Origin of the sequence: Brevundimonas sp. R86498 (assembly GCF_044598075.1) — a bacterium.
In the GTDB taxonomy this organism is placed as follows: Bacteria; Pseudomonadota; Alphaproteobacteria; order Caulobacterales; family Caulobacteraceae; genus Brevundimonas.
Map to the genome: position 1 here is coordinate 1,893,562 of NZ_CP139004.1, position 12,007 is coordinate 1,905,568.

Genomic DNA, 12,007 nt, shown 5'->3' on the forward strand with positions numbered 1-12,007 from the left:
CCCTTGCGTGGCGGCGACCTTGATGAGTCCGAAACCTTGCCGCCACGCCACGATCATCGCGAACGGACGCTGGTTGCCCCCGCCATCTGTGCGGGTGTGGGCGTGCATACGGGCCAGAGGGTTCGTCTCGCCATCCGGCCGGCCTCGACGGGCACAGGCATTGTCTTCGTCCGGACCGACATCACCGATCGAGACAACCGGATCGTCGTCTCGGGCGACGCCGTGGTCGATGCCCGTCTGAACACCATGATCGAGAATGGCGCCGGTGTTCGTCTATCGACCATCGAGCATCTGATGGCCGCCTTCTGCGCGCTCGGCATTTCTAATGTGGTGGTCGAGGTGGATGGGCCGGAACTGCCGATCCTCGATGGCTCGGCCCTCCCGTTCGTGCAGCTTCTGGATCGAGCCGGGTTTCGCCGCCAGGAGGCACCCGTACGCTATGTCGAGATCCTGGAGCCGATCCACGTCACTGACGGCGACAAGCACGCGGCCCTGTACCCGTGCGACCGCTACGAAATGCGGTTCGAGATCGACTTCGCTTCTCCGGTCGTCGGCAACCAGGTGATTGATTTTGTGGTCGACGAGCAAACCTTCCGCGACGAGATCATGTCGGCCCGAACCTTCGGCTTCGCCCATGAGGTCGAGGCCTTGCGTCAGGCCGGACTGGCCCGGGGTGGCAGTCTCGAGAACGCCGTCGTGATCGATGGCGATGAGATCCTGAACCCCGGCGGCCTGCGGATGGAGCGGGAGTTCGTTCGGCACAAGGCGTTGGACGCCATCGGCGATCTCTACGTTCTGGGCGCGCCGCTGCTGGGCCGTTACGAGGGTTACAAGGCCGGTCATGCGGTCAACAACCTGCTGGTTCGCGCGATGCTGGCCGCTCCCCATGCCTGGCGCGAAGTCGTGCTGGAGCCGGAACTCGCCCGGGTCGGCTAGGCGGCGGGCTTCTCCCCGGCAGCGGCAGCCGGTAGGGTCGATTCCTTGCCTGGAGCCTGTCCATGTCGTCGTCCCTTAGAATCTCTACTCTTTGCGCCTTGTCCGCCCTCGCTGTCGGTCTGGCCCTGGCGGTCCCCGCCCAGGCCCAGGATGCGGCAGCGATCATCGGGGCCGAGAAGGCCCGCGACGCGGCCTTGCAAGAGAATATCGCCCTCGACTACGTCACCCAGCTGACGACCCGGTTCGGTCCGCGCCCCGCGGGATCGGCCAGCGAGACGGCGGCGGCCGAATGGGCGGCCGGGTACATGCGCGACCACGGCTTCCGCAATGTCCGCATCCAGGAGTTCCCGCTGGTCGGTTGGGATCGCGGGGAGGAGAGCGCCGCCATCGTCGGTACCAACGCCCAGCCCCTGGTCGTCGCCGCCCTCGGCCATTCGCCCGCGACGCCCGACGGCGGCCTTGAGGCCGAGGTAGTGCGGTTCAGTACGCTGGAGGCGTTCCAGGCCGTGCCCGACGGGTCGTTGGCCGGAAAGATTGCGTACGTTGATGCCGGCCAGCTGGTGCCGATGCAGACGGGGGCTGGGTACGGTCCTCTGACCCGCATCCGCGGAGCAGGGCCCGCTCTGGCTGGTCAGAAGGGGGCTGTGGCCTTCATCATGCGCTCCGTGGGGTCGGACGAGCACCGGATGCCCCACACCGGCACAACCCGCTATGTGAATGGCGTGGTGCCGGTGCCCGCATTTGCGTTGAGCGCGCCCGATGCTGACCAGCTGAGCCGCCTGATCAGCTATGGCGAACCGGTACGGATGCGCCTGTCATCGACCGCCCGGACCTATCAGACCACCTCGCGCAATGTGATCGGCGACCTGCCCGGGCGCATGCGGCCGGAGGAGATCATTGTCCTGGGTTCGCACATGGACAGCTGGGATCTGGGTACGGGGGCCATCGACGACGGGGCCGGGGGGGCGATCACCCTCGCGGCCGCCAGGGCGATCGCCGACCAGGGCCGCACGGAGCGGACCATTCGCGTGATCCTCTTCGGCGCGGAGGAGGTGGCACAGCCGGTGGATACCGGCAACGGTGGCGGAGCCTATCTCCGCAGCCTGTCACCGGAGGACCTGGCCAACCACGTCTTCACCGGCGAGAGCGATTTCGGGGCCGACCGGGTCTATGCCCTGCAGCTGCCGGTCGGGGCCCAGACGGGAGTGTTTGCCGATGCGGCGAACCGGGTGCTGTACCCGATCGGGGTGTTGCGTTCCTCCGAGCCGGAGCTGGACGGAGGGGTCGACATCGGGCCGATCGTCCAGGCGGGCGTGCCGGTGTTCGGGTTGAAGCAGGACGGTCTGCGCTATTTCGACCTGCACCACACAGCCGACGACACCCTGGACAAGATCGACCCTGAGCAGTTGAGCCAGAACGTGGCCGCCTGGGCCGGTCTCGTGTCACTGGTGGCGAATTCGGATGTTGATTTCCGGGCCATGGTGCCGGCGACCCCGACCCCGTGAACCCCTCGCCGCGAGCGTGGCGAAACTGGTAGACGCAAGGGACTTAAAATCCCTCGGCCTCGGTCATGCGGGTTCGACCCCCGCCGCTCGCACCATACTCGATCAAGCGGTCCTCACCACAAACCCGCGTGGCGCGGTGTTTAAGGAGCGGGTCCGATCCGCCGGATCGGACCCGCTGTGGCCTAGAAGCGGTAGGTGACCCCGACCCTCAGGTTGCGGCCCGGCTGAGGCGCGATGTCCTTCAGGAAGGAGGCGTGCTCGCGGGCCTCCTCGTCGGTCAGGTTGCGACCCTCGGCAAACAGGGTGATCGACGGATCGGCGAACGGACGCCAGGCTCCGAACAGGCTCACCGTGGTGTAGCTGTCCGTCGGCAGTTCGAACTCGGCCACCTCGTCCTGCTCACCCACGTGACGCACCTCGACACTCAGATCGACCGGGGTCGAGGCGTATCGGACGCGGCCGGTGACGGAGTACGGCGGGATCCGGGCGGCCGGACCCATATCCGTGTCAGCGTCAACGAAGTCCGCGGCCCCCTCGAGAGTCACAACATGGGACCCACTCATCCAGACGTCATAGGCCACCTCCGCCTCGAAACCCCGGAAGTCGGCGTCAGTCTGCTCATAGGCGAAGATCGGGAATTCCTCGATCTCACCGTCCTCGTCGAACTCGAAGACATCGCCGGTGTCGCGCAGGTCGATGAAGCCGTCGAACTTCGAGGCATAGACGTGCAGGTCACCGCGGAATCGGCCGCCGTCGTAGTGCAGGGTGCCTTCGAGGGTCGTCACAGTCTCACTGTCCAGCGTGGGGTCGCCGACCTCATAGGCGCCAGTCGCGATATGCAGTCCGTCGGCGAACAGTTCCACTTCCGACGGTGCGCGCTGGGTCCGCGACAGGCTGACACCGGCGAACAGGCCGGTCGCCGGACGGAAGAAGGCGGCCGCGGAGGCCGACACGTTGTCGAACTCGCGCTCGACCTCGCCCGTCGTGCCGAAGGGGGTCGCGCTCAGGGTCCGACGGTCGTAGCGCAACCCGCCCTCGAAGCCGTAGCGATCGTGATCGAGGCGCTGGACCGTATAGATGCCGGTCTCCTCGATCTCGGCGCTCGGGATGTAGGCTTCATCGCCGATGGCCGAGAAGTCGCGCGACAGGGTCTGCACTCCGGTCGCGCCGTTCCAGCCCCCCCGCTCACGCTGGATCAGGTCGGCCCGGGCCTCATAGCCGTCGGACGCGAAGATGGTGCCCGGCTCGCCCACATCCTCAAACTCGGTGTGGGTATAGTCGGCCTGGCCGTAGCTGCCACGCACCTCGCGGAAGGGACCCTGGTCGAACCGGTAGCCGCCGCGCACGTCAAAGCGCTGCTGTTCCAGTTCGATGAACACGCTTTCCTCGGCGACCACGCCATAGGTGCTGTCGGTCTCCTTGTAGGACGCACCGAGGAAGCCGTTCGCGTCGACAAACGAGGCCCCGACGCCCCAGGCGTCAAGTTCCGAGAAACTGTTCGGCAGGGTGCCGGTCTCCTCCCGATCAACGCCCTCCGCGTCAGCGAGACGCTGCGAGATCGGCGAGGAGGGGATTTCGTAGTTGTCGGCATCCTTTTTCAGTGCATCGACATGCAGCACGAAGTTGCTGCCCAGCGCGACATCCGCGCGCCCGCCGAACAGCGAGCCCTCATCAACGGTCGAACCCTGGGCGGACAGGTGGCCGGCGAGTCCGTCTTCCGGCAGGGCCTCGGGGATGCGGCCGTCCAGAATGTTCACCACCCCGCCGATGGCCGATCCCCCATAGATCAGGGTGGCCGGGCCGCGCACGATCTCGATCCGGCTGGACTCTGCCGGATCGCTGGCCACCTGGTGGTCCGGGGACACAGAGGAGGCGTCGATCAGGCCAACGCCATTGGTCAGCACCTGCACGCGTGGACCGGTCAGGCCCCGGATGACGGGCCGGCTGGCCCCCGGAGCGAAGCTGGTCGACCGAACGCCCGGCGTGCCGTTCAACAGGTCGCCAAGCGATGCCGCCGGGGCGACTGCCAGTTGTTCCTCATCAATCACGGTGGTGGCGATGGTCGTGGCGTTCTGACTGATCCCGTAGGGGACGCCGGTCACGATGATTTCGTCGAGCTGTGCGGTCGCGTCCTGGGCAGATCGGCCCGGGGACTGCGCCTCGGCAGTCCCGGCAAGGGCGGCCAGACTCGCGGCAGCCAACAGAAGCGAGCGGGAAGGGCGGGCAGGGCGCATGGTAAAAATCCGTATCGGGGGAACTCAGAATGAGTTGTTATGAAATAACATACTGCGATACAAGTATGGGACGACCGGTCGCGTCCCCTTTCGGCCATTTGTCTGCACCCGTGTCCGTGGGCACACGCTTGCGTGCTGTGGGAGAGCCGTTCATGTCCTCCACTCCTGCGCGCCAGGCCGATCGACGACCGAACGCGACGCCCGTCGTCAGGCCGTCATGGGCGGCGTCTATCCGTTGCCAATGTCCGGAGCCTCGATGATGTTGAACAGAAGAACCCTGATGAGCGCCGGTGCCGCGGGCTTTGCCTTCAGCGGGCTGGCGCGTCATGGCTCTGCCCAGGCAACGCGTGCGACCGAGACCTACGTCAACGAAGTCACTGGCTACGGCCCCCTGAAGCGGGATCCGAACGGCCTGTTGGACCTGCCGGATGGCTTTTCCTACCAGGTGATCTCCCAGGGCGGCGACACCATGGATGACGGTCTTTACGTCCCGGGACAGTTCGACGGTATGGGCTGTTTCGCGCTCGGCGGCTCGCAGGTCGCCCTCGTGCGCAACCACGAACTCAGGGGCACCAGCGCGGCCCACCGCAACTGGGGTCCCGGCGGCTACAAGGGCGAGCGGCTCGACCGCCTGGACGCGGCTGGAGCCTATGACACCTTCCGGGACGGCCGGCCCCTTCCGGGCGGCACCACCACGGTGGTCTACGATCTGGAAACGCGTCGCACCGTTCGCCAGCATCTGAGTCTCGCCGGCACCAGCACCAACTGCGCGGGCGGCGCGACGCCGTGGGGATCCTGGCTGACCTGCGAGGAGACCGAGGAGACGCCGGCGACCGCGGACGTCAGCCGGCCCCACGGCTTCGTCTTCGAGGTTCCGGCCTCGGCAACCGGACTCGTGGCCCCGGTGCCTCTGGTCGCCATGGGACGGTTCAGCCACGAGGCCGTCTGCATCGATCCGCGCACCGGCATCGTCTATCTGACCGAGGACCAGGGCGACGGCCTGCTCTACCGGTTCCTGCCGGAGACACCCGGTCAACTCGTGAAAGGCGGACGCCTGCAGGCCATGGGGTTCCGGGACGCTCCCGGTTCGGATTCGTCCAATCACAACGGCCGGCTCTGGTCGGTTGGCGACTGGCGCGAGGTCGTCTGGCTGGATCTGGAGGAGGTCGAGGCCCCCGAGGCGGATCTGCGCAAGCGGGGCCATGCTTCCGGCGCGACCCTGATCGCGCGGGGCGAGGGAATCCACTGGGGCGACGGCGAACTGTATCTGACTGCGACCTCGGGCGGCCCGATCGAGCGGGGTCAGGTGATGCGCTACGTTCCGTCGCCCGATGAAGGCCGTCCCGAGGAGACCCGGAGCCCGGGACGCATCCAGCTGTTCGTCGAAAGCGCGGATGAGCGGGCGCTCAACATGGCCGACAACCTCACCGTCGCGCCATGGGGTCACCTGATCCTGTGCGAGGACAACTATTCTGCGGAGAAGCGAAACCACCTGAAGGGTGTCACCCCGGATGGCCGGGTCTACACGCTTGGCCGGAACGTTTTCACAGGCAACTCCGAGCTGGCCGGCGCCGTGTTTTCGCCGGATGGACAGGTGCTGTTCGTCAACCTGCAGTACCCGGGGCTGACCCTGGCCATCCGCGGGCCCTGGTCCGCCTTCGCAGTCTGACCCAATCCTCTGCCGGAACCTGCGATGCTGAATCTGGTGACCAGCCTGCTCCTTGCCGCCCTGCAGCCAGCCTGTCTGCCGGACGCGCCCGACCTCCGGTCGGCCGGGGGTGACGCCTGCGCACGGGTTTGGATGGATCGGCATTTGCGCATGACCGACGTAACGACGGTGGGCACGCACAACAGCTACAAGCTGGCCATCCCGATCGCCGAGCTCGACGCCATGCTGGCGGCAAACCCGAACGCCATTGCGCTCGACTACGCGCACCGTCCGCTCACGCAACAGCTTGAAGCCGGGGCTCGACAGATCGAGATCGACGTCCTGCATGATCCCGAGGGTGGGCGCTATTCGACGCCTCCGACGGCGCTGGGGCGCGGTGTTGTCATGGGGCCCGGCTTTGCCGAGGCCATGGCGCGGCCCGGCTTCAAGACGCTTCATATGCAGGATGTGGATTTCCGCAGTTCCTGCCTGACGTTCGTGGCGTGTCTTAGGGAGATCCGCGACTGGTCGCGGTCCCATCCGGACCATGTGCCGATCCTGATCATGCTCAATGCCAAGACCGGGCCTTCGGTCTTGCCGGGCGGTACAATGGCGCTGCCGTTCGACGAAAGGGCATGGGACGCACTGGATGCCGAGATCCGCTCGGTGTTCGACAACGGGGCACTGATCACGCCTGACGAGGTGCAGGGCGACCATCCGACGCTGCGTGACGCGGTCCTGACGGACGGCTGGCCCAGGCTGGGCGCGGCACGGGGCAGGGTGTTTTTCGCCCTCGATGAGGGGCCAGAGAAGGTGGCCAGCTATCGCGGCTCGCGACACGCGCTCGAGGGCCGGGCCATGTTCGTGAACACGGACGAGAGCTCACCGGCTGCGGCCTATCTGACCCTGAATGACCCGATGGCCGATCGTGACCGCATTGCCGCCGCCGTCCGCGCGGGCTTCATGGTGCGCACCCGGGCCGATGCCGACACGCGCGAGGCCCGGGCGGGCGCCGTTACCCGCCGTGACACCGCGCTCGCCGGCGGTGCCCAGTATGTCTCGACCGACTATCTGTGGCCAGATCCGCGCTTCCTGAACTATGACGTCCGCCTTGCAGATGGTGCCGCTGCGGTGTGCAATCCAGTGAGGGCCGCGGGCCGGTGCGATCGTGTCGTCGTCGAAACTTTAACGCCGTAACCACCGACCGTTGTTGATGCCGGATGCCAACCGCCGCGTCAGGTCGTGAGCGCGCGGGGCAGTTTGAACGTGACTGTCTCCGGCTCGCCGGGGTCGTCGGCAAGCGTGACCGCAAATCTCTCCCTCAGGGCCTGCACCACGGCCTGGACCAGAGGTTCGGGGGCGGAGGCACCGGCGGTCACCCCGACGGTGCTCACCCCGTCCAGCCACGACCAGTCGATATGCGAGGCATCGTCGATCAGCCGCGCATCCCTCGCCCCGGCCCGAAGCGCCACCTCGACCAGACGGACCGAGTTGGAGGAGTTCTTCGACCCCACGACCAGCACCAGATCAGATCCGTCGGCCAGACGCTTGACCGCCTCCTGGCGATTGGTGGTGGCGTAGCAGATGTCTTCCTTGTGCGGGTCAGGCAGCTCCGGGAAGCGGGCCTTGAGCACACCTACGATCTCGGAAGTGTCATCCAGCGACAGGGTCGTCTGGGTCGCATAGGCCAGAGGCTGGTTGCCGGGACGCTGGAAGACCTGCGCATCCTCGACCGTCTCGACCAGGCTTATGGCCCCGGGGGGCAGCTGGCCGAGGGTGCCCACGACCTCCGGATGGCCGGCGTGGCCTATCAGGATGATGTGCTTGCCTTGGGCGTGATGGCGCTCGGCCTCGACATGGACCTTGGAAACGAGCGGGCAGGTCGCGTCGAGGAACATCAGTTCGCGCGCCCGGGCCGTGGCCGGCACCGACTTGGGAACGCCATGGGCCGAGAAGACGACCGGCCGGTCGTCCGGGCACTCGTCCAGTTCCTTGACGAAGACAGCACCGAGGCCCTTCAACCGGTCCACCACATGGCGATTGTGCACGATCTCGTGGCGCACATAGACCGGCGCTCCGAACTTCTCGATGGCCCGTTCGACAATCTGGATCGCCCGGTCCACCCCGGCGCAGAAGCCGCGCGGCGTCGCCATACGAACGGTCAGCGGGCGCAACGCGACTTCGGGGGAGGGGGCCAGAACGTCCATGGTCCGAACCTAGTCATTCCGGGGCCAATTCGCTACCGCCGCGATCGCGGCCGGTTTGCGACGCCTCGCTTTAGCCGCTATCAGGCGGGAAGCCTGACCGCCTTGCGTCAGCGCCAGATTTCCGGATTTACCAGCATGCGTCTTGCGACCGTCGCCCTCGCCGCCCTGGCGGTTCTCGTTCCGGCCGGTGCCGCCGTCGCCCAGAGCCCGACCCAGCGTGACCGGGGTCAGCAGCAGGAGCCGGAGCAGGAGCGCTCACGTCCTGCCCGGATCGCGCCGCTGCGGTCGGTGGCCAACGCCGGGCCGTGCCCGTTCGTGAAAATCCTCTACGACGCCGCCCGCTATGTGGAGCTGGACGGCGGCCGGGCAGCGGCCGCCAATGTCGGCTACACCGGAGAAATCGAGGGCGTGACAGCGGGCTGTGCTTACCAGTCTGATGAGCCGATCACGGTGCAGATGAACATCCTGTTCAACCTCGGCCGCGGTCCCCGTGCGGACGGTGACCAGCGGACCTATCGCTACTGGATCGCCGTGACGGAGCGAAACGAAGCGGTTCTGGCCAAGGAGTATTTCGACCTGCCGGTCGACTTTGACGGTGCCGCGACGGCCTCGGCCACCCAGGAGCAGTCGGTCGTCATTCCCCGCGCGACGCCTGAGACCAGCGGCGGCAATTTCGAGGTCCTGATCGGTTTTGACGTGACGCCCGAAATGGCCGAGTTCAACCGTACGGGCAGCCGCTTCCGCATGACGGCGGGCCAGGCTGCGGCGACCCCTCCCGCCCAATGACCGACCTCAGAACCGACCTCGGCGAAGCGGTCGCGACCGCCTTCGCCGCCGAAGGCGTGGACGCGAGCCTGGCCCGCGTCACCACCTCCGACCGGCCAGACCTCGCCGATTTCCAGTCGAACGGGGCGCTGGCGGCCGCAAAGGCCCTGAAGGCCAATCCCCGCGATCTGGCGACGCGCGTCGCCTCGCGCCTGGAATCGGATCAGCGCCTCTCGTCGGTCGAGGTCGCCGGTCCGGGTTTCATCAATCTGAAGGTCTCGGACGCCGCATTGGCCAGCCGGGCGCAGGCCGTAGCAAACGACGCTGCCCACGCAGGAGCGTCGGGCGTCGGTAGCCCGCGCAAGGTCGTCATCGACTATGCCGGGCCGAACGTGGCCAAGCCGATGCACGTCGGCCATCTGCGCTCGTCGATCATCGGCGAGAGCCTGAAGCGCCTGTTCCGTTTCCGGGGCGACACGGTCTGGGGCGACGCCCATTTCGGCGACTGGGGCTTCCAGATGGGGCTGCTGATTGTCGCCGTGGGCGACGAGGGCAAGGCTGACCCCTTCCTGTCCGAAGGCGACGGCCCGTTCCCGGCCGACAGCCCGGTCACGCTGGACGATCTGGAGCGGCTCTATCCGCAGGCCGCCGCCCGCGCGAAAGAAGATGTTGCCTTCCGGGACCGCGCCCGCAAGGCCACGGCCGAGCTGCAGGCCGGTCGTCCGGGCTATCGTGCCCTGTGGGCCCATTTCGTGGCCGTCAGCCGCACGGCGCTGGAACGCGAGTTCGGCGCTCTGGGCGTGACCTTCGACCTCTGGAACGGCGAGAGCGACGCCGATCCGGTGATGGCCGAGATGATCGCCCATCTGGAGACCACCGGTCTGCTTGTCGAGGACGCCGGGGCCCGCGTGGTCCACGTCGCCAAACCCGGCGAGACCCGCAAGAAAAAGCTGCCCGACGGGACCGTGATCGAGGCCCCCAGTCCGCCGCCCCTGCTGGTCATCAGCTCGGAAGGCTCGGCGATGTATGGCACCACCGACCTCGCGACCATTCTGGACCGCCGCAAGGCGATCGATCCCGACCTGATCCTGTACGTCGTCGACGAACGGCAGGCCGAGCATTTCGAACAGGTGTTCCGGGCCGCCTATCTGGCCGGCTATGCCCCGGCAGGGTCGCTGGATCACCTTGGCTTCGGCACCATGAACGGGCCGGACGGAAAGCCGTTCAAGACCCGCGCGGGCGGGGTGCTGAAGCTGCACGACCTCATCACCATGGCGGTCGACAAGGCGCGTGAGCGACTGCGCGAGGCCAAACTGGGCGACGACCTGCCGCCGGCCGAGTTCGAGGCCACCGCCCATCAGGTCGCCGTGGCCGCCCTCAAGTTCGCTGACCTGTCGAACAGCCGGACCACCAGCTACGTCTTCGACCTCGACCGGTTCATGAGTTTCGAGGGCAAGACCGGGCCCTATCTTCTGTACCAGGCGGTCCGGATCAAATCCCTGCTGCGCAAGGGGGCCGATCAGGGAGCCACGCCCGGTCCGATCGTGATCGCCGAACCGGCCGAGCGCGACCTGGCCCTGACGCTGGATGCCTTCGCCCAGGCCGTGACCGAGGCCTATGACAAGCGGATGCCGCACGTGGTGGCCGAGCACGCCTATCGGCTGGCCCAGGCCTTCTCGAAATTCTACGCCGCCTGTCCCGTCCTGATCGCGCCCGATGCGGCGACCGTGGCCTCGCGGTTGGCCCTGGCCAAGGCCGCCCTGGACCAGTTGGAGAGCGCGCTGGACCTGCTGGGAATCGAGTCGCCCGAGCGGATGTGACCTTTCTCAGACGAACGCGAGCATCCAGTAGGTTGTCAGATTGGCCCCGGCGTGCAGGCCATAGCCCGGCAGGATCGACCCGCGTCCCAACCGTTCGTTCAACCAGCCAGAGACAAGAGCGACAACAAGGGCGAAGCCGATCACTGCGCCGCCGATGACTCCGCGCCCTTGCGGCAGCAGGAGGATCGGCAGGTGTATTGCGGCGAACAGTACGGCCTGCCCCAGATTGCCGCCATGGAATCCCAGAAGGCCGTAGAGCCGCTTAGCGATCAGGCCGCGAAACAGCAATTCCTCTGCGAGGGCCGTTTTGAACAGGGCAGCGAGGGCCAATGCGACCAGAAGGTTCGCATCGGGTGGGCTCCCACCGGTGACAGCATGAATCACGGTGCCCGGCCCAGAGGCCAGGCTGGCCAGACCAGGTGTCTGGAGGAGAAAGAAGGCGGCGCCTGCGCCAGCGGCTGTGGCAGAAAGGACGAGACCGATGGATGCGCCTTTCAGGCCGAGCCAGTCCCGAACACTCGCCTTGCGCCTTGCCATCAGCGCCCAGGCGACCAGACAGACGAGAGCGACAGCGCCGACCTGAATCGCCGAACCCGTGACAGCGTCGAGAACTCGATTGTCCATGGTCCACCAGAACGAAAAGGCCTTTCAGAGGCTAGTGCGGATTAACTTGCACTGCCTAGTGAATGATCGTTCATATTTCGGACTTCGGCGCGGATCGATGGAGGACGAGTGCTGATCTATACCTGCCGGTTCTCCATCTCATATGGACTGCCGCAAATCTGAACTGGAGTATGCGGCTCTGGCACATTCGTTGTTGGTTTTCAGGGCAGTTCGGCAGGGCTGCATCCAAAATGGCAAGGGCCGTTGCTGCGACGGAGGGTTGCCTCGG

General features: G+C 66.7%; 9 protein-coding genes and 1 tRNA gene. 7 read left to right on the forward strand and 3 right to left on the reverse strand.

Features of this window, described 5'->3' with window-relative positions; translation table 11 throughout:
• Nucleotides 1-36 precede the first annotated feature (36 nt).
• The 3 genes from lpxC to SJY26_RS09190 all read left to right on the forward strand — a co-directional run bounded on the left by lpxC (nucleotide 37) and on the right by SJY26_RS09190 (nucleotide 2,536).
• Complete coding sequence (lpxC, locus tag SJY26_RS09180) at nucleotides 37-936, forward strand: UDP-3-O-acyl-N-acetylglucosamine deacetylase (protein WP_396592755.1); 900 nt, start codon at nucleotides 37-39, stop codon at nucleotides 934-936.
• A gap of 98 nt (nucleotides 937-1,034) precedes the next feature.
• Nucleotides 1,035-2,441, forward strand: a complete 1,407-nt coding sequence (locus tag SJY26_RS09185; RefSeq protein ID WP_396592756.1) for a M20/M25/M40 family metallo-hydrolase — start codon at nucleotides 1,035-1,037, stop codon at nucleotides 2,439-2,441.
• A 10-nt stretch (nucleotides 2,442-2,451) separates the two neighbouring features.
• Nucleotides 2,452-2,536 (forward strand) — tRNA-Leu (locus SJY26_RS09190).
• An 87-nt stretch (nucleotides 2,537-2,623) separates the two neighbouring features.
• Here the strand turns inward: SJY26_RS09190 and SJY26_RS09195 are convergent.
• Complete coding sequence (locus tag SJY26_RS09195) at nucleotides 2,624-4,675, reverse strand: TonB-dependent receptor (protein WP_396592757.1); 2,052 nt, start codon at nucleotides 4,673-4,675, stop codon at nucleotides 2,624-2,626.
• A gap of 256 nt (nucleotides 4,676-4,931) precedes the next feature.
• Here SJY26_RS09195 and SJY26_RS09200 point away from each other — a divergent pair, with 256 nt between their 5' ends.
• Nucleotides 4,932-6,344, forward strand: coding sequence for an alkaline phosphatase PhoX (locus SJY26_RS09200; protein WP_396592758.1), 1,413 nt, complete (start codon nucleotides 4,932-4,934; stop codon nucleotides 6,342-6,344).
• 24 nt (nucleotides 6,345-6,368) lie between these two features.
• A complete protein-coding gene (locus tag SJY26_RS09205) occupies nucleotides 6,369-7,520 on the forward strand; it encodes a phosphatidylinositol-specific phospholipase C1-like protein (protein ID WP_396592759.1) in 1,152 nt (383 codons plus the stop codon).
• Between the two features lie 38 nt (nucleotides 7,521-7,558).
• Here the strand turns inward: SJY26_RS09205 and ispH are convergent, their stop codons facing one another.
• Complete coding sequence (gene ispH / locus SJY26_RS09210) at nucleotides 7,559-8,530, reverse strand: 4-hydroxy-3-methylbut-2-enyl diphosphate reductase (RefSeq protein ID WP_396592760.1); 972 nt, start codon at nucleotides 8,528-8,530, stop codon at nucleotides 7,559-7,561.
• Between the two features lie 135 nt (nucleotides 8,531-8,665).
• Here ispH and SJY26_RS09215 point away from each other — a divergent pair, with 135 nt between their 5' ends.
• Nucleotides 8,666-9,316 carry a Tat pathway signal sequence domain protein gene (locus SJY26_RS09215; RefSeq protein ID WP_396592761.1) on the forward strand — a complete coding sequence of 217 codons (651 nt, stop codon included), beginning with the start codon at nucleotides 8,666-8,668 and terminating at the stop codon, nucleotides 9,314-9,316.
• Nucleotides 9,313-11,115, forward strand: coding sequence for an arginine--tRNA ligase (gene argS / locus SJY26_RS09220; RefSeq protein WP_396592762.1), 1,803 nt, complete (start codon nucleotides 9,313-9,315; stop codon nucleotides 11,113-11,115). The genes SJY26_RS09215 and argS overlap by 4 nt, the downstream gene beginning before the upstream one ends.
• A 6-nt stretch (nucleotides 11,116-11,121) precedes the next feature.
• Here argS and SJY26_RS09225 read toward each other — a convergent pair whose 3' ends face one another.
• On the reverse strand, nucleotides 11,122-11,652 hold the full coding sequence (locus SJY26_RS09225; RefSeq protein ID WP_396592763.1) for a lysostaphin resistance A-like protein: 531 nt from the start codon (nucleotides 11,650-11,652) through the stop codon (nucleotides 11,122-11,124).
• Nucleotides 11,653-12,007: the final 355 nt, after the last annotated feature.